The sequence below is a fragment of the Oceanobacillus arenosus genome, from assembly GCF_003369575.1.
Taxonomy (GTDB): domain Bacteria; phylum Bacillota; class Bacilli; order Bacillales; family Amphibacillaceae; genus Oceanobacillus; species Oceanobacillus arenosus.
The window spans coordinates 47,244-65,976 of the sequence record NZ_PIOC01000016.1; the positions used below are offsets into that span (position 1 = coordinate 47,244).

Sequence of the window (18,733 nt, forward strand, 5' to 3'; positions counted from 1 at the left end):
TAGGGAATCCTTTATTTGACGTTAATTGTAAATATGTTGATAATTAATTTGATTTGCTATAAGATTATAATGAGAATAGATTGATAATGGATCTCAAATCCATTTGATAAAATATATTAGTATTTGGAGGTTTTATAATGGCAGGATCAGTGTTAGAAATTAAGAATCTTCATGTGTCGATTGAGGATAAAGAGATATTAAAGGGTGTAAACCTTACAATAAAGGGTGGAGAATTTCACGCCGTCATGGGACCAAATGGAACTGGTAAATCAACATTAGCTTCAGCAATTATGGGTCATCCAAAATACGAAGTAACAGAAGGCAGCATTACACTTGATGGTGAAGATGTATTGGAAATGGAAGTAGATGAACGTGCACGTGCAGGCCTTTTCCTTGCAATGCAATACCCAAGTGAAATTAGTGGTGTGACAACATCTGACTTCTTACGTTCAGCAATCAATGCAAGACGTGAAGAGGGAGACGGAATTCCGTTAATGAAATTTATTAAAGAATTGGATAATGATTTAGATCTTCTAGAAATCGATCAAAACATGGCAACACGCTACTTAAACGAAGGTTTCTCTGGTGGAGAAAAGAAACGAAATGAGATTCTTCAATTACTACAAATTAAACCAAACATAGCAATCCTTGATGAAATTGATTCAGGATTAGATATTGATGCACTTAAAATTGTCTCAAAAGGGATTAACAAAATGCGTAGTGAGAGCTTTGGTTGCTTAATGATTACACATTACCAACGCTTACTAAATTACATTACACCAGATTATGTTCACGTAATGATGCAAGGTCGTGTTGTGAAATCAGGTGGCCCTGAATTAGCAAAACGCTTAGAAGATGAAGGATATGAATGGATTAAAGCAGAACTAGGGATCGAAGACACGGAAGAATCTGTAGAACAAAATGCGTAAATGTTAGGAGGGGTAATATGACTGTTGAAACGAAGCTACCTTATGATAAAGAATATATCGAGCAATTTTCTAAGGATAGAAATGAACCAGAATGGATGCGAGTCTTGCGTTTTCAAGCGCTTGAACAAGCAGAAGTATTAGAAATGCCGAAGCCGGATAAAACAAAGATTACAAGATGGAATTTCAGTAATTTTAAACATGAATATACAACTGGCTTCGCAATTACATCGATTGAAGACTTACCGCAAGAAATTCAAGAATATTTTGATGAAGAAAATGTCCCAGCAAACTTGTTAATTCAACGGAATCATTCTGTTGCATATGCAACATTGAGTAAAGAATTACAAGAAAAAGGTGTTATCTTCACTGACATTTTTACTGCATTACAAAACCATAGCGAGTTAGTTGAAAAATATTTTATGAAAGATGCAGTGTCAGTAGATCAAAATAAATTAACGGCACTACATGCAGCATTATTCAATGGCGGTGCATTCTTATATGTTCCGAAGAATGTAGAAATTGCAGACCCGCTTCAAGTGATTTTCTGGCAGGAAGACCCTGAATTAGCACTTGTGAACCATGTTATTGTAGTTGCTGATGAAAATAGTAAATTAACGTATGTAGAAAACTACATTTCTAATAACGATGAACAAGAAACAGTAGCAAATATTATTACAGAAGTGTTTGCATTAGATAATGCTACTATCTCCTTTGGTGCTGTCGATAATTTTGCTGCAGGAACGACTTCCTATGTGAACCGTCGCGGAATAGCATATCGAAATGCTACCATTGATTGGGCACTCGGACAAATGAATGATGGTAATACTGTATCGGAAAATATTACACATCTAATCGGCGATGGTTCTACATCAAAAGCAAATGCTGTATCCGTTGGTCGTGGGAAACAAATCCAAAACTTTACAGCAAGCATTGATCAGCATGGTAAAGCTACAGACGGATTTATTTTACAACGCGGTGTAATGAAGGAAAGTGCAACGATGATCTTTAATGCAATTGGTAAAATCGAGCATGGTGGTACGAAGGCAAATTCGGAACAAGAATCACGCGTATTGATGCTTAGCCCAGATGCACGTGGGGATGCAAATCCAATTCTATTAATTGATGAGGACGATGTAACGGCAGGTCACGCAGCATCTGTTGGTCGTGTTGATCCATTACAAATGTACTATCTGATGAGTCGTGGCTTAACGACTGAAGAAGCAGAACGTTTGATTATTCACGGCTTCCTGGCACCTGTTGTCGATCAATTACCAATTGAATCTGTTAAGAATCAGTTGAAACAGGTAATTGAAAGGAAAGTAAACTAATGGATATTAACGCCATTCGTCAAATGTTCCCTATTTTAGACCAGGAAGTGAATGGACATCCATTAGTATACCTTGATTCCTCAGCAACATCGCAAAAGCCAATTCAAGTGATCGAGGCGGTTAATGATTATTACCGCCAAGATAATTCAAATGTCCATCGTGGTGTTCATACACTAGGGACAAGAGCTACCGATAAATATGAGGGTGCACGGGAAAAAGTTCGCCAATTTATTAATGCAAGTAGTGCGGCTGAAGTGATTTTTACCCGTGGTACAACCACATCGATTAATACCGTAGCATATGGCTACGCAAGAGCAAATTTAGTTGCGGGCGATGAAATTGTCATTACGCCAATGGAGCATCATAGTAATATAATACCCTGGCAGCAAGCGGCCAAAGCGACAGGAGCAACGTTGAAATATATTCCACTCCAAGAGGATGGAACGATTTCACTTGACGATGTGAGGGAGACGATTACGAAGAACACGAAGGTCGTTGCCATTACCCATATGTCAAATGTTTTAGGAACGATCAATCCGATCAAGCAAATTGCGGAAATTGCGCATGCGAAAGGTGCCGTTATTTTAGTTGATGGTGCGCAGGGTGCTCCGCATATGACCGTAGATGTACAGGATCTGAACTGTGATTTCTATGCATTTTCTGGGCATAAAATGTGCGGACCAACAGGAATTGGCGTATTATATGGAAAAAGAGAACTGTTAGAAGAAATGGAACCAGTAGAATTTGGTGGCGAAATGATTGATTTCGTTAATTTATATGATTCAACCTGGAAGGAATTACCGTGGAAGTTTGAAGCGGGCACACCGGTTATTGCAGGGGCAATTGGTCTTGGAGCTGCCATTGACTTTTTAAATGAAGTTGGTATGGATAATATACTAGCACATGACAAGAAACTAGCACACTATGCAATGGAGCGATTAAGTGAACTTGATGGTGTAAGTATCTACGGACCACAGGATCGCGGTGCACTTGTAACCTTTAATTTAGATGATGTCCATCCACATGACACAGCAACTGTCCTCGATGCAGAAGGAATTGCGGTACGTGCGGGGCATCATTGTGCACAACCATTAATGAAGTGGTTAAATGTAACGGCAACAGCGAGAGCAAGTTTTTATTTATACAATACGGAAGAAGAAATCGACCATCTAGTTGCAGGACTCTTGAAAACGAAGGAGTATTTTGGGAATGTCTTTAAATAACCTTGATCAGCTTTATCGAACCGTAATCATGGATCATTATAAAAATCCTAGAAATCGTGGGATTGTTGCTGGTGATGCAGTAACAGTTGACATGAATAATCCTACCTGTGGTGACCGGATTCAATTGCAATTGCAGGTGGAAGATGGCATTGTGAAGGATGCGAAGTATGACGGGGAAGGCTGCTCAATCAGCATGTCATCTGCATCAATGATGACGCAAGCAGTAAAAGGAAAAAAAATAAGTGAAGCACTCGAAATGTCACATCAATTCTCTGACATGATGCTTGGTAAAGAGCTAAATACAGATGAATTAGACTTCGGTGATATCGAAGCTTTGCAGGGCGTATCAAAGTTTCCAGCACGAATTAAATGCGCAACTTTGGCATGGAAAGCAATGGAAAAAGGCGTTCGTGAGGAATAGGGTAAGATAATTGGAAGAAAGGAATCGCTGTTTTCTTCTAATGTAAATACCTAAGGGAGGTTTTATCAATGGCGAAGAATGCACCAGAAATAGAAGAATATCAATATGGGTTCCATGATCGTGATGTTTCCGTTTTTCGTACGGAAAGAGGGTTAACCCAAAAAGTAGTAGAAGAAATTTCAAGAATGAAAAATGAACCACAGTGGATGTTGGACTATCGTTTGAAATCATTAAAGCATTTCTATGATCGTCCAATGCCGCAATGGGGTGGAGATCTTACGGGACTCGACTTCGATGAAATCGTCTATTATGTAAAACCATCCGAAAAGCAAGGAAAAACATGGGATGAAGTACCAGATGAAATCAAGCAAACATTTGATAAATTAGGTATCCCTGAAGCAGAGCAAAAATATTTAGCCGGTGTCTCTGCACAGTACGAATCGGAAGTAGTATACCATAGTCTTAAAGAAGACCTTCAAGAAATGGGTATTATCTTCTTGGATACGGATACAGCATTACAAGAACACGAAGAACTTGTTAAAGAATATTTCGGAACGGTTATCCCGTATTCAGATAATAAGTTCTCAGCATTAAACTCGGCTGTTTGGTCTGGCGGTTCATTCATTTATGTGCCAAAAGGTGTGAAAGCAACGTCACCACTTCAAGCGTATTTCCGCATTAACTCAGAGAACATGGGACAATTTGAGAGAACCTTAATCATTGTTGATGAAGGTGCATCTGTTCACTATGTTGAAGGATGTACGGCACCAGTTTATACGACAAACTCACTTCATAGTGCAGTTGTAGAAATCGTCGTTAAGAAAGATGGCTATTGCCGTTATACAACGATTCAAAACTGGGCAAATAACGTATATAACCTTGTAACAAAACGAGCAGTAGTTGACGCAAATGGAACAATGGAATGGATTGATGGGAACATTGGATCAAAACTTACGATGAAATACCCTGCGATTCATTTAAGAGGTGAGGGTGCACGTGGAAACACAATCTCAATCGCGATTGCTGGTCGTGGTCAAGTGCAAGATGCAGGTGCTAAAATGTATCATTTAGCACCAAACACATCTTCATCAATTGTTTCTAAATCCTTCTCTAAGCAAGGTGGAAAAGTCTCCTATCGTGGACTAGTACATTTTGGACGTAAAGCAGATGGATCTCGTTCGAATATTGAGTGTGATACGCTTATTCTCGATAATGAATCAACATCGGATACGATTCCATATAATGAAATTTACAATGATAATATTTCATTGGAGCATGAAGCGAAAGTTTCTAAAGTATCAGAAGAGCAACTATTCTACTTGATGAGCAGAGGCTTATCTGAACAAGAAGCTACGGAAATGATTGTAATGGGCTTCATTGAGCCATTTACAAAAGAACTTCCAATGGAATACGCGGTTGAAATGAATCGCTTAATCAAATTCGAAATGGAAGGTTCGATTGGATAAAACCTTAAAACCCTTGTCACAATAATGTTTGTGACAAGGGTTTTAAGTTTGGTTTTATTTGTTTGTGCTATGTAAATAACTTTGGAGAATATGCGAAATTGAAATAAATTCTTATCATTGATGAAAAAGTGGATCCATTTTATCTCTTTGGATATGTTTCCCTAAGGGGGTGTTTCGTTGAAAAAGGACTTAATTAAGGTAAGCGTCAAATAATCGCTTATCCTGATTTTGGATAATGCGGTATTTGACGCTTACATTTCAAACAATCCTTACACGAACACAGGTATTGAAAATAACAGGAGCATTGGAGGTATGAGATATGAAAATCAATAGAATAGATCATGTGAGTATAAACGTAAATGATCTCTCAGAGGCTAAAGCGTTCTTTCTTGATTTAGGACTTGAAGTGCAAGCGGAATGGGAATTGGATGGAGAACAATTGGACAAAATAGTTGGGCTTAATGATGTTAAAACGGCATGTGTAGGATTGGGGATGCCAGATGGTCAGGTATGGATAGAGCTAGTCAAATTTTATACGCCGTCAGATGAAAAAGATATTCAGCAACCTTTTGCAAATACGCTGGGTATCCGACATATTTGTTTTGCTGTTGAAGATATTGAAGCTATTGTTTCAAAGTTGAAAAGGAAGGGCACGGAAATCTTTAGTGAGATACAGCAATATGAAGAAAGTTATAAGTTATGCTATGTCCGTGGTCCAGAGGGAATTATTTTAGAGTTGGCGGAGAAAATCAGATAAATATTGAAAGGGACCTTAAATGATTTAGATCTCTAACTTTAAAGAATTCTTCTCAAACGAACAGGTGCTTTAACACAACAAGTAGCCCGTCTAGGAAATCCATCTTTAGCTAACATGACAGGTTAGTGGAAGAAGAAACTTAGGATAGAGTATTTCCGACTATAAATAATGGGGGATATTACATTGACTAAAAAGTTATTTTACGTACTGATTGCATCAGCGTTATTAATGATTAGTGGATGTTCTAATGAAGGGGAAACAACCACAGTAACAATTGATAGTATCGATGCTGAAGAAGTCCTTAAATTGAATCCTGATGCTGATATTTTCCAGTATGATGGAGTAATTTATAAAACAAATATCGATTGGGTTGAAGAATTGTCTTTAACAAAAGACGTTCAAATTGGTGATATAGTAACAAGAAATGATGCTAATACAGATTTTAATGATGAAATGTCGAATAAACTTCCTGTTGGTGCAAAGATTTTTTCAGCCAAAGAAAGAGAAGATATTTTACTTGTTGAAGTTAATGAAGAAACTTTGAAATACCTCGCAATCGTTGAAGGGTAAATCAATTGGATGTTATTCAATAAACTGGTGCATTACTGAAATAATGTATTGTACTCTATATTCTATTAATGCAACAGAAGAGTTGAATAATAAAAAATATGATAAACGGTAATGTGGTTAAAAATGAAGTGGAAATTAAGAATACCAATGATGCTTTTCATATTTGAACTAGTTTCAGGAATTCATCAATTTTATGCAGATATGTTTATTTTCAAAGAGAATAACTTTCTCAATAGTATTCAATACTTAGGGGCATTGGGAATTATATTTTACATACTTGAGAAAACAGGGGTACACGAAAAAAGGGTAAACTTTCTTATTGGCATTTTGTAAATCATAGCAGGATTATTAATAGATTATTTTATGGTTAGATAGTACTTTTTCTATTTAATAATTCAAAAAAATCAGATAATGGAACCCACTTTTAATTGCACTGTTTGGTGCTTAACAAAATAGGTAGATCGTCTTACGCAGATGCATCTTTAGCTAATTATGCAGGTTTGTTTTAGATGATATTAATTGAGTAGTTTAAAGTGATAAAGCATTCCTACATTACATTGGAATGCTTTTTATCTTTGACCAAAATGAAAAGGATATTTCTATAACAACAATAATATAATGAAATATAGTAATATTTTATTGTAATACGATAAATTTTGTAATAAAATAAAATTATCAATAAATAAGTGAGGTGCTTTTTAATGAAACGAGGAACAACGATCTTTTTAAAGACAGCTGTTTTTCTTATTAGGGTTTCGGTACTTGCTTTGTGTGTTTTTTTGCTGCCTTGGTTGGCAAATTATACGGTAGAAATGTTTCCAGAGTTAGCTTATTTACAGTATCCCGTTCTAATCGGTTTGTATGTTACTGCGATCCCGCTTTTTATCGCTCTGTATCAGGCAGTAAGACTTTTAAACTACATTGATAATAACGATGCCTTCTCAGAATCATCTGTAAAATCTTTAAAACTTATAAAGTACTGTGCAATTACTATCAGTATCTTATATGTAATAGGGACGATATTTCTTATGTCACAAAATGCTTTGCATCCTGGGATAGCACTTATCGGAATTATACTTATTTTTGCATCAGCTGTCATCTCAGTCTTTGCTGGGGTTCTTCAGAAACTATTAAGAAATGCTTTAGATATAAAGTTAGAAAATGAATTAACGGTCTGAGGTGAAAACAATGGCAATTGTAATCAATATTGATGTGATGTTAGCGAAAAGGAAAATGAGTGTAACGGAGCTTTCAAATAGGGTTGGAATAACAATGGCGAATATTTCCATATTGAAAAATGGAAAAGCGAAGGCTATTAGAATATCAACTTTAGAGGCGATCTGTAAAGCTTTGGAATGTCAGCCTGGTGACATTCTAGAGTACAAGAGCGACATAGATACTGACTAACTAGATTAGACTATTATTAGAATATTTGAGGGTGATTATTTGAGAAAGAGATATAAAACACTCATACTAATTATTATTGCAATTCTGTTGGTAATTGGATATAAAAAATATTTCTTTACGTTTGATAGTCTTGGTGAAGGTACATATTATAAAGGACCTGTAGATTCCCCAAATGGAATATATACGGCTGATTCTTATTTTAAGCATTGGGGTGGTGCAACTGGCGGGGCTAATATATAGGTGGAAATCACTAATAATGAAAATAGCGAAGTGCAAACTATTAATTATAGCGATGGAAAAGCAACTTTTCTATGGGATGGAATGGTGATAACGCCATCTATATAAGAAATGACGAAGGTCCTGAATATCCAGATTCTGATAGAAGTATAGAGATTATAATTGGATAGGAAATTTATGATGAAAGTGGACGAGCTTGTGATAGTTGGATAATGATAGATGAATATGAAACTTGTTATCAAAACTAATGCTTCTTATTCAACGATAGCACTTTACTTAAAGAAGGAGGGGAAAGTGTATAACATCTGGGTTTTGATTTACAATAAGTTTGTAAAGAACACCACTTAAGCAAAAAGGGAGATAGTTAATATCTAACGGGTTCTCTTCAGAGGTGCAAACAAAAATTATATCAATTCGCACCCAAAAAGGCATTTAAAGCGTATATCAATTAGCCTTAATTTTAGCTTTACGATTTCGCAAAAATTTCATTATAATTTTATGTAACCATCAATTTGTATTTCATTTTGTTGGTCTTTTTCTGTTGCAAAAAATAAAGCATTATTTCACACATAATGTAATTTATATATTGCAAAATGTAACATATACTATATAATGTAATATATATGTTACATTTATGGAGGAGTTGATTTTGTGAAAAATAAAATAAAAATCGCTCGAGTGTCGATGGACCTCACCCAACAACAATTGGCTGATAAAGTCGGTGTCACAAGACAGACAATTAGTTTAATTGAAAAAGGTAAGTACAATCCGTCGTTAAAACTTTGCCTCCAAATTTGCTATACAGTTAACAAAACATTAGATGAATTATTTTGGTTAGAAAGGGAGGAGTGGAGAAATGGAAAAAATTAAAGATGAACGACTCAAACTGAAAAACTTGAAAAACATTCGTATTGCCTATGTTATTCAAACACTTGGAATCATCGCAATTTTAGGTTATGACTTTGTGACAAAAGGGATCAATGGAATGACCGATAACCCCTTATGGTTCGTTTTTATCATTACTACCATTGTAACTGCTTATTTATCTATGAATATTAGCGTAGATCACGAAGGCGAGAAGAAAGATCCGAAAAAAGGACTAAAAATACATTTAATTGTATTAGTGTCCATTTGTGTAACTTCTGCAATACTCTTGCCTCTTATTGATGAATTTAATATAATCAACGTGCTTTTAATACCTGGAATCTTTTTTGTCTGTGGATTAGCACCTATTTTATATCTTTATCGATTGAGGAAGAAGAAAAATGAAGATACGGAATAAGTTATAGGGGGAGAGTTAGGAAGTTTTTAACTGCTTAACTCTTTCTAAGCCACTACTTTATTTTATTGGAAAAGTATATCGGCGATGATTGGTAGGTTCTTTCTTATTGTGATTAGCCTATTATATCTTTTTTCTAGAAAAACATAAAAATATATAGAAAAAGACATCCTTTTTGGTGAAATAGAAGCACTACAATTATTGTTAGAACATCTATGTGAGACTTTATCAAAAGAGTTGCTTATTACAGATAATCAAATATAAAGATTTTTGGATATCTTTTTTGAAAAAATGCCTCCTTATTTGAAAAAAGCAATGCAAATCAGTCGCGATTCGTAGTAAAAAAGTCCTTGGTTCCTTGAAAATCCAATAAAATATCACGCTTTTTGGGGTGCGGAAGTTGAGTATTTAATTATTTACTGCGATTATCAAATAAGACAGTCGTTTTGCTAAAGTCGCAGTTAATTAAATGAGATTATGCAATTGAAAGAGGAGAATAATTGTTCTTTGTAGAAGTATCAATAATAAAAATTAAGACCCAATGCCATAAAAATATCTTGTAAGAAGTTTAATTGAAAAAAGGCAAGGTAAATATGGTAGAATAATTAAAAGAGATATTAAATTCAATTAATTAGGGGGGTCCTCTATGAAAATGAAAGTGTTTTCAATTTTAACCTTTTTTATCATTTTTATGTTTTTCCTAACAGCTTGTTCAAACAACAGCGAAGGTACAAATGTAACTGATGAACAAATAACAACAGTAGAAGAGGCAATTGTTAGGACATCCGAATTGGATAATGGAAGATACATCGTTCTGTATGGACAAGGTGACAAATCTGATGAAAAAGCCCTGTTTGAAGAAGGTACTTTTGTTGCCCAGAACAATCAATTAGATTGGCAAATGAAGTATCTAAATGGTGCTGAAATAGAAGTCATGCAAAAAGATGGCGTTCAATACCAATTATTCCCAGGAGAATCAGAATGGCAAAAAGTTGAAGGGCAAGCTTTTTCATCAAATATTACTTCGCTCATGGACTTAGAATTAAGTATGGAAGATATTGAATCCGTTAACGTAACAAAAGAAGATGGTGTAACAACGTACGAATTTACTTTTAACGATAATTACCTAAAATCTCTTGCAAATGAATTAGTTAGTGATTCAAAAGAGCAATTGACAACCGCTAAAGAGCAAAACAATGAACAAATGATTGATTATTGGGAGATGACTTTGGAATACCACGAAAGTTTCAAGTATATAGACTCTAAAGTTTCATTATTCATCAATGATGCTGGTGTTGTAGTAAAATATTTAAATGATGGAACGTTGGATTCTATGAATATGTCATCAAATAAAATTGAAACTACCTCAAGTAAAGTTGAAATAGAAATTACTGATTATAACACAGGTGATATCGCTATTGAGTTATAAATCACCCCAGCCACTCTAGATAATGTGACTTTAATCTTATCCCGATTGTTTTCATGTCTTCTTTAATACAAAAAAATTTCTAGCATATCATATAATCGATAGGCTAACGCAATGAAAATAGAAAACATAAGGAACATGAGAAATGTATTTATCAGAGTAAATTAATCAAGTTTGAAATGCAAAGGTCTATCGGGTAAGTAATTAAAAACCTTGATGCAGAAGTGTTTGCATCAAGGTTTTTGGAGAATTATCTTTCCTGCTATAAATGTTCCTTTTCCACTGCGCAAAAGAAACAATATAAGAAGTCATCACCGATTATTAATTCCTCGCTGCAGATAAATCATTTCCTCAGCAAGTTTTTCAATCCGATCAACAATATCCTGATTTATAATTTCATCACTATCTTCATTAAAGGATTCATTATGGATATAGACATTGCCTGTTGGAATTAAACCTTTAAAATAAGAAAGGACAGGCTTTAATTGATACTCTGGCACTAGAAAATGCTTGTTCGACCATCCAGTTGCCACTATACCTGTAACTTTATATTTAAATGCATTTTCTGGCAGAAGATCTAAAAGATTTTTTAGTGCCCCCGAAATAGACGCTTGATAAATTGGCGTGCCAAAGATTAAAAAATCTGCTGATAAGATTTTTTTAACAACAGATATCGTGTCATCATTATAAAGTGCGAGGGGGGCGCCGACAGAAAATTCGATGTCATATTCTCGTAAATCAATTAATTCTGTCTTAATGGATGAATCAAGACGCCGAGCCGCAACTAACACATCGTTAACTGCTAGTGCGGTTTTCTCGCCAGCTAGTGCTCCTGATATTCCAACTAGTTTCATTATTACTACCTCACAATTTATTATTATTAACGTTGAATTGCATATATTTACCAGCAAATTCAGCATTTGATTCTTATATTTTCATATTACTCTTCAATATTATGCAAATAATCTAGTCATAATGACTGAAGCTTAACTTAACTGGAAATTCCATGCAACTAATTTGCTTAGGGAGTACCATATCAATGCACAACACTCTCTCTGAATTAATTTCAATTCATTAGGAATCGCGAACAAATAATGCTACTATTAATATAAGTAAATTTAGATCGAAGGGTTGCTTTTTGGTTTTTCTTGTTTGTTTATTAATCGGTATTATGACAGCATTTATTGGCGCTGTGGCTGGAATAGGTGGGGGAGTTATATTAGTTCCAAGCTTATTTTTCATGCAAAGTATTTCAGAGGACTTTTCTTGGGCAACTCCACAGGCAATTGTCGGCATTTCGTTAGTTACCATGATATTTACCGGCTTATCCTCTACACTGACTTACGTGAAGGGTAAACGGATTGATTACCGAACTGGAGTATTATTTTTGATCGGCAGTATTCCTGGCGGGGCAGTTGGGGCATGGCTAAATCAATTTATTAATGCAGATGTGTTTTTGCTTTATTTTGGTATGATAATGATTGCGATATCGCTATTAATGTTTATTAAGAGGAACCGTTCTATAACGACATTAGATACTAAGATGAGCGGCGTGCGCAGCATTACATTGCATGGGATAAACTACCAGTACCGTATTCCTGTATTAGGTGCAATTATTCTTTCACTCTGTGTTGGAATTCTCTCGGGATTATTTGGTATTGGTGGTGGTTCGATTATCGTGCCAGCAATGATTCTGTTATTCAGTGTTCCGGCGCACATTGCCACTGCAACCTCGATGTTTATGATTTTTTTTGTCAGTATAACAGGTTCGATAACCCATCTTGCATTAGGGAATATCCTTTGGGAGTATGCGATATTCTTCATACCTGGCGCATGGATTGGTGGCAGAATAGGTGCATGGCTAAATCAGCGATTACCAGGAAAAATGCTAGAATGGATATTGCGAATACTGCTTATTATTATTGGAATTCGGATGATTTTTCAAGGACTTGCATAAGGAGCATGAAGAATGGAAGAGAAATTATTTATCTATTATACAAATGACTTTCATAGCAATTTTGAACAATGGCCCAGAGTGGCTGGATTTCTAGAAGAAGCAAAATCGAATAGGAGAGAGCGTGGTGAGCCGTACTGGATCTTCGATATCGGGGACCATGTTGATCGTGTCCATCCGATATCCGAAGCATCAATGGGGAAGGCAAATATTCAATTAATGAGTCAATTAGGCTATGATCTTGTGACGATTGGCAATAACGAGGGAATCACCTTATCACATGATGATTTATATCATCTTTATGATCAGGCGGATTTTGACGTTGTATGCTCGAATCTACATAGTTTGGATGAACAGGAACCCGATTGGTTAAAACAAAATAAAATCATTGAAACGGATAGTGGTATAAAAATAGGTGTCATTGGGTTAACTGCTCCATTTAATGACTATTATGATCTACTGAACTGGCATGTTTCTCCCCAATACGAGGCACTGGATAAGTATGTAAAACAGCTAAAGCAGTCTGCAGATATCATTATTCTATTATCCCATCTTGGCATTAGTGAGGACCAGGAAATTGCTAGAAGATACGCGGATATTGATTTGATTATCGGCGGACATACCCATCATCTGCTCAGAACAGGGGAAAATATCAATCAGACGTTGATAACTGCTGCAGGGAAGCATAGCTATTTTATTGGTGAAGTCATGTTAACGTGGGATCATGAGCTGCATAAGCTTGTAAAAAAAGAAGCATATGCAACCAACATTAGCGAGGTACCCAAAGATTTAGTGACCGAACAAATATTGTACCAAATGCAAGTGAAAGCGGATCAACAATTAGGAAAGCCAATCGTACATCTTGAAGAACCAATTGAAGTAAAGTGGTTCCAGGATACGAAGATTTTAAAGGAATTAACGAATACATTAAAAGAGTGGACGATGGCGGATTGTGCGATGCTGAATGCGGGGCTATTACTCGATGAATTACCAGCAGGGGATATTACTTATGGCGATGTGCACCGAATTTGTCCACATCCAATCAATCCAGTTGTTGTTGAACTTCGTGGCAATGAATTATTAGAGGTGATTCGAGCGGCATTTACGAAGGATTTCATGGAGCTAAAGCTGAAGGGATTCGGCTTCCGTGGCGAGGTACTTGGAAGAATGATGTTTTCAAGTATTCAGGTGGAAACTGCTTTTCGTGATAATGGTGAAGAATACGTTGTCGATGCGGTATTTGACGGGGGTATTCCCTTTGATGCCGAACGAACATATACGGTGGCAACTGCTGATACATTTACATTCGGTCGATTGCTGCCGGAAATTGCAAGGTCGGAAACGAAACATTATTTTCTTCCCGAATTCTTACGTGACCTATTAGCAGCGACATTACGGGACAAATTTGCAATGGAATAAATGGGTTGCCTTGCATCAATTTACATGAGTGACATTTTGCTAGTCTAATGCATACAGATATAGTGTATCTTGCAAAGGAGGCGCGTTTACTCATGATTACGGTGAATCCACTAGAGGTTGACGGCATGTTTTTCACAGCAATTACGGTTGAGCTGCCAAAGACGAATTTATTAATGATTTCCAATGACATCGGATATATTATGTGTGCAGCACTTGATGTCGATATCTTTAATGAAATTCCGAAATTAATGGAACGGAAAGTGATTGCTGGCCGAGCAGTAGGGGTAAGAACGATTGATGAATTACTAAATGCACCACTGGAAAAAATAACGGATGCCTCAAAGGCTTATGGCTGGGAAGTTGGCATGACCGGTAGAGATGCACTCGTTAACATATCATAAATTAAATGTCTTCCATATTCGGGAGACATTTTTCTTTTAGGTAAAGGTCATAAATAGTGAGATTGTCCACGTGCCTAATGGAAACGGAAATTTAATTCTATCCCTCTTGAAACAAGCATAAGCTTTTTCTAGGGGGGATTGTTTTATGTTTAGACGGAGAAGAAGATTCGGTAAAAAACGTGGATCGCCTCCAGCCAAAGGGATCTTGGTAATTACAATCATATTATTTCCGTTCTTTATTATGTTAAATATATGGATTATTGATAAGGGTATTCAACCAACACTAATGGAAATAGCCAAGATGAAAACCGATGCTTTTGCAACACAGGCGATTAATTCAGCGGTAAAATTTGCAGAAAACTATAGTTTTGAGGAGTTTGTTAATATTAGCTATGATGATGAGGGACATCCTGCAATCTATGGCTATAATCCAAAAGTTATGAATGAAATTACCCGTGGTGCAACAGAAAGAGTGGAAGAGTACTTTCAATATATAAACAGTGGGGAACCATACCAATTTGACTATCCTTTGGAAGAGCCCCCAGAATATAGTGGGGCTGCGGATAGTCTAGTTGGGCAAAATCCAACCTTAGTAGAGATACCATTAGGGCAGATTACAAGGAATACGGTACTAGCAAATTTGGGCCCGAAAATCCCTGTTAATTTGGAAGTGATTGGCAGTGTACGAACGAATATTAAACGCGAAACAGAAGATTTTGGAATAAATGGTGCATGGATCTCCCTATACTTGCAAGTAGAGGCTGACGTTCAAATAATTATCCCATTTACAACAGAGGTACACACAGTAAAAAAAGAAATATACCTTGATGGTGGGGCAATCATGAGTAAGGTTCCCGACTTCTATGGTGGCGACGGGGGAGGACCTTCGATTGCAATTCCAAAAGATGACTTGAATAAAAACGAATAATCTAGTATAGTTATACAGTAATTAAATAATGAGACCTTATCAGATCGGTGAGGTAGAGGCGCAAGTAATATTAGTAATCAACAGGAGAATGACAACGATGATTGTCGATAAAAGGATTGCTTGCCGAAGCATAATAAGCGTCAATCTTATTATAGCTGGTATATCTTTGAACAAGAAATATACTGTCATGCTTTTTTACAAAGAGTGTGGGGAACTACTGATCGAAATGGAGGATAACGTATATTGTAGAAACAATGATGGTTATTTTCTGTCATTGTTTTTTTGTGCATTAATTTTAGTATACAAAATCCAGTATATATCAGCTAGCATCTCCCTCTAATCATCAAGTTCAATTCGGAGGTAGGAAAATGGAAGGTACGATTTATGCACTAATACCAGCAATTATTATGTTAATTCTCGTATTAGTGACTAGAAAGGTTCTTTTATCATTAGGAACAGGAATTATCGTGGGAGCTTTATTTATCCACGATTTTAATATAGGGCAATCGTTAAAGGAAGTTTGGCTTGTATTTTATCAAATATTTGTTGTAGATGGCGCGCCTAACTGGGGAAACATTCTATTATTAGTCTTCCTGTTTTTATTAGGTATTATGACGGCATTCCTGCAAGCATCTGGCGGAAGCAGAGCTTTTGGTGAGTGGATGATCAAACGAGTAAAAACCCGTGCAGGTGCACAGGTGATGACAGGAATACTTGGCATCATTATTTTCGTCGATGATTATTTCAGCAGTTTATCGATCGGACAAATTGCTCGGCCATTGACAGACCGTCATCGCATTTCTCGAGCGAAGTTAGCATATTTTATTGATTCAATGGCTGCACCAGTAACGGTATTATCACCTATTTCCAGTTGGGGTGCGTATATTATTGGTATATTAGGTGGTTTATTCGCTGCGAATGGAATAACATCGATGCAGCCTATTGAAGCATTTATTATGATGATTCCACTAAATTTTTATGCAATTGTCGCATTATTGCTCGTATTTATTGTTGCAATCTTTAATTTTAATATCGGTCCAATGCGAACACATGAAGACAGGGCGGTTCAAACCGGTGAGTTATTGGATCCAAATCGAAACAATGTGCCGGGGGATTTGAGTGATGTATTTGAGCCAAATAAAAATGGAAAAGTATATCATTTAATTGTTCCGATTATCATGCTCTTTGTTGCAACAATTGTTGCAATGCTAGTGACGGGAATTCAAGCTACAGAAGGAAAAGCAAGCTTAATAACAGCTTTTGCCAATACGAATGTAAATTTATCATTATTTATTGGTGGGTTAGCAGCTGTACTAACATCTGCAATTTTCCACTTTTTACAAAAACAACCACGGGAAAACGTTGGAAAAATATTTGTTGAGGGACTAAAAACAATGCAGCCCGCAATTAATATTTTACTATTGGCATGGATGGTCGGTTCAGTTATAAGCACACTGGAAATAGGAGCTTATTTAGCAGAGATTGTAAATAATGCGTCCATTAATGTCAGCTTTATACCTCTCATTTTCTTTGCTGTTACACTATTGATGTCTCTAGCAACTGGAAGCTCATGGGGAACATTTGGTATGATGCTGCCAATCGGTGTTGAAATAATGATGCATACCGATAGTCAACTACTATTACCTGCTCTTGCAGCAATCCTTTCAGGTTCTGTATTTGGTGATCATTGTTCACCAATCTCTGATACGACGGTTCTTTCCGCCACAGGAGCGGGATCGAACCATATGGATCATGTGTTGACACAGCTTCCATATGCAATCATGGCAGCAATTATTGCGGCAGTTGGTTTCATGGTGATTGGGTTTACCAATCAAGTAGTCCTTGCACTATTTGTTTGTGTCGTGCTGCTAGCAGTTGCAGTCTTCGTACAGCATTTATTAATTGCTAAAAAAATTTCAGTAAATTAAATATATTAAAATGAAATGAACGGCACCCTGTTGTTATGGCAGGGTGCCGTTTTTTAATTTTTCTTCTGCCTTGCCATTCTTTCCCATCGTTGTAAATACGGATAAGGGTCAAATGACCATTCACTATATCCATTATCCTTGTACATTCCGTAATGCAGATGCGGGGGAAACTTTCCTGAAGTACCTGGTGGACCATAGCCGCTGGAACCAACGCTGCCGAGGACATCACCAGGCTTAACCACTTGTCCAACCTTTAGCCCCTCACTATATCCATTCATATGTGCATAATAATGATAAATATTGTAAATATCACGAATGCCAACGCGCCAACCACCATATAAATTCCAACCCATTAATTCAACTACGCCATAGGTTGTCGATTTAATTGGTGTTCCATATCCCGCAAAAATATCTGTTCCTTCATGAATTCTTAGTCCACCGAATCCTCGCCGTGCTCCCCATGTGCTTCGATAACTATAATTATGTTGAAGGGATACAGGGAAATCTCGATCGGTTAAATTGATCGATTGATATGTTTGGAAGACTTTTGCCGTATTCATAATCGTTTGAACCGTAAGATCTCGTTCATAGTAGTTCCAGAGGGAGATTTTGATATCATCTTTTGTTTGACCATACTCTAAAAGGAGATTTCCCATCGTTTGCAGGATATCCTCTGCATTTGTTGGATCGGCCTTACCATCACCATTCCCGTCAATTCCACTACCATTGAAAAGCGTAATGGCTCTACCATCAGTATTAGAGGAAGGATTGCCAATACCAAACCAAATTTCTAGTGGAATGGTGATGGAGATAACCTTTTCAGGCTCACTGCTATCTTTAATATTACGTTCATAATTGTCTATCGCAGCAAAATAATACCAGGGAATTTGAGTTAATGCTTCTATTTTCTTAAATAACGCCATGCGCTGATCGTAAATGGACTCTTCCTCGGCATGAGCTACCTGAGAAGAGATTACAATCAATAATAAGCACATAAATAGGATCCGTAACAAGTTCAATTCAATCACCTATCTCCTTCATTGTCCTTATCTATAGTTTG

The 18,733-nt window shown here is 36.4% G+C and carries 21 protein-coding genes and 1 riboswitch; of the genes, 19 read left to right on the forward strand and 2 right to left on the reverse strand.

What is annotated here, in order from left to right:
- Positions 1-137: 137 nt before the first annotated feature.
- The 14 genes from sufC to CWR48_RS10300 all read left to right on the forward strand — a co-directional run bounded on the left by sufC (position 138) and on the right by CWR48_RS10300 (position 11,046).
- The gene (gene sufC / locus CWR48_RS10235) at positions 138-929 is read left to right on the forward strand and encodes a Fe-S cluster assembly ATPase SufC (RefSeq protein ID WP_115773146.1); all 792 of its coding nucleotides are present in this window, start codon (positions 138-140) and stop codon (positions 927-929) included.
- 17 nt (positions 930-946) lie between these two features.
- Positions 947-2,257, forward strand: a complete 1,311-nt coding sequence (sufD, locus tag CWR48_RS10240; RefSeq protein ID WP_115773147.1) for a Fe-S cluster assembly protein SufD — start codon at positions 947-949, stop codon at positions 2,255-2,257.
- Complete coding sequence (locus CWR48_RS10245) at positions 2,257-3,480, forward strand: cysteine desulfurase (RefSeq protein ID WP_115773148.1); 1,224 nt, start codon at positions 2,257-2,259, stop codon at positions 3,478-3,480. The genes sufD and CWR48_RS10245 overlap by 1 nt, the downstream gene beginning before the upstream one ends.
- Positions 3,467-3,901, forward strand: a complete 435-nt coding sequence (gene sufU, locus CWR48_RS10250; protein WP_115773221.1) for a Fe-S cluster assembly sulfur transfer protein SufU — start codon at positions 3,467-3,469, stop codon at positions 3,899-3,901. The genes CWR48_RS10245 and sufU overlap by 14 nt, the downstream gene beginning before the upstream one ends.
- Positions 3,902-3,969: 68 nt before the next feature.
- Complete coding sequence (sufB, locus tag CWR48_RS10255) at positions 3,970-5,367, forward strand: Fe-S cluster assembly protein SufB (protein ID WP_115773149.1); 1,398 nt, start codon at positions 3,970-3,972, stop codon at positions 5,365-5,367.
- 319 nt (positions 5,368-5,686) lie between these two features.
- The gene (locus CWR48_RS10260; RefSeq protein ID WP_115773150.1) at positions 5,687-6,124 is read left to right on the forward strand and encodes a VOC family protein; all 438 of its coding nucleotides are present in this window, start codon (positions 5,687-5,689) and stop codon (positions 6,122-6,124) included.
- Between the two features lie 183 nt (positions 6,125-6,307).
- Complete coding sequence (locus CWR48_RS10265; RefSeq protein WP_245976780.1) at positions 6,308-6,694, forward strand: hypothetical protein; 387 nt, start codon at positions 6,308-6,310, stop codon at positions 6,692-6,694.
- Positions 6,695-6,817: 123 nt separating this feature from the next.
- The gene (locus tag CWR48_RS10270) at positions 6,818-7,027 is read left to right on the forward strand and encodes a hypothetical protein (protein ID WP_115773152.1); all 210 of its coding nucleotides are present in this window, start codon (positions 6,818-6,820) and stop codon (positions 7,025-7,027) included.
- A 368-nt stretch (positions 7,028-7,395) separates the two neighbouring features.
- Positions 7,396-7,872, forward strand: coding sequence for a DUF2975 domain-containing protein (locus CWR48_RS10275; protein WP_115773153.1), 477 nt, complete (start codon positions 7,396-7,398; stop codon positions 7,870-7,872).
- A 10-nt stretch (positions 7,873-7,882) separates the two neighbouring features.
- Entirely contained in the window at positions 7,883-8,101 is a 219-nt protein-coding gene (locus CWR48_RS10280; protein WP_115773154.1) for a helix-turn-helix domain-containing protein, read from the forward strand.
- A 39-nt stretch (positions 8,102-8,140) separates the two neighbouring features.
- Positions 8,141-8,341 (forward strand): DUF5412 family protein, encoded by a 201-nt coding sequence (locus tag CWR48_RS10285; RefSeq protein ID WP_115773155.1) that lies wholly within the window; start codon positions 8,141-8,143, stop codon positions 8,339-8,341.
- A 648-nt stretch (positions 8,342-8,989) separates the two neighbouring features.
- Complete coding sequence (locus CWR48_RS10290; RefSeq protein ID WP_115773156.1) at positions 8,990-9,208, forward strand: helix-turn-helix transcriptional regulator; 219 nt, start codon at positions 8,990-8,992, stop codon at positions 9,206-9,208.
- Positions 9,195-9,620, forward strand: coding sequence for a hypothetical protein (locus tag CWR48_RS10295; protein WP_115773157.1), 426 nt, complete (start codon positions 9,195-9,197; stop codon positions 9,618-9,620). The genes CWR48_RS10290 and CWR48_RS10295 overlap by 14 nt, the downstream gene beginning before the upstream one ends.
- A gap of 643 nt (positions 9,621-10,263) precedes the next feature.
- Complete coding sequence (locus CWR48_RS10300) at positions 10,264-11,046, forward strand: hypothetical protein (protein WP_115773158.1); 783 nt, start codon at positions 10,264-10,266, stop codon at positions 11,044-11,046.
- A 308-nt stretch (positions 11,047-11,354) separates the two neighbouring features.
- On the opposite strand, the gene CWR48_RS10305 is transcribed toward CWR48_RS10300, so the two are convergent.
- Entirely contained in the window at positions 11,355-11,897 is a 543-nt protein-coding gene (locus CWR48_RS10305; protein ID WP_115773159.1) for an NADPH-dependent FMN reductase, read from the reverse strand.
- Positions 11,898-12,181: 284 nt separating this feature from the next.
- On the opposite strand from CWR48_RS10305, the gene CWR48_RS10310 reads away from it, so the two are divergent.
- From CWR48_RS10310 to CWR48_RS10335, 5 genes are all read left to right on the forward strand, one after another.
- The gene (locus CWR48_RS10310; protein WP_115773160.1) at positions 12,182-13,000 is read left to right on the forward strand and encodes a sulfite exporter TauE/SafE family protein; all 819 of its coding nucleotides are present in this window, start codon (positions 12,182-12,184) and stop codon (positions 12,998-13,000) included.
- Between the two features lie 12 nt (positions 13,001-13,012).
- Positions 13,013-14,416, forward strand: a complete 1,404-nt coding sequence (locus tag CWR48_RS10315; protein WP_115773161.1) for a bifunctional metallophosphatase/5'-nucleotidase — start codon at positions 13,013-13,015, stop codon at positions 14,414-14,416.
- A 92-nt stretch (positions 14,417-14,508) separates the two neighbouring features.
- On the forward strand, positions 14,509-14,817 hold the full coding sequence (locus CWR48_RS10320; RefSeq protein WP_115773162.1) for a YunC family protein: 309 nt from the start codon (positions 14,509-14,511) through the stop codon (positions 14,815-14,817).
- A 145-nt stretch (positions 14,818-14,962) separates the two neighbouring features.
- Complete coding sequence (gene yunB, locus CWR48_RS10325) at positions 14,963-15,745, forward strand: sporulation protein YunB (RefSeq protein WP_115773163.1); 783 nt, start codon at positions 14,963-14,965, stop codon at positions 15,743-15,745.
- A 45-nt stretch (positions 15,746-15,790) separates the two neighbouring features.
- A riboswitch (Lysine riboswitch) is annotated at positions 15,791-15,970 on the forward strand.
- Positions 15,971-16,113: 143 nt separating this feature from the next.
- The gene (locus tag CWR48_RS10335; RefSeq protein ID WP_115773165.1) at positions 16,114-17,673 is read left to right on the forward strand and encodes a Na+/H+ antiporter NhaC family protein; all 1,560 of its coding nucleotides are present in this window, start codon (positions 16,114-16,116) and stop codon (positions 17,671-17,673) included.
- A 53-nt stretch (positions 17,674-17,726) separates the two neighbouring features.
- Here the strand turns inward: CWR48_RS10335 and CWR48_RS10340 are convergent, their stop codons facing one another.
- Positions 17,727-18,668 carry a M23 family metallopeptidase gene (locus tag CWR48_RS10340; protein WP_115773222.1) on the reverse strand — a complete coding sequence of 314 codons (942 nt, stop codon included), beginning with the start codon at positions 18,666-18,668 and terminating at the stop codon, positions 17,727-17,729.
- Between the last annotated feature and the right edge of the window lie 65 nt (positions 18,669-18,733).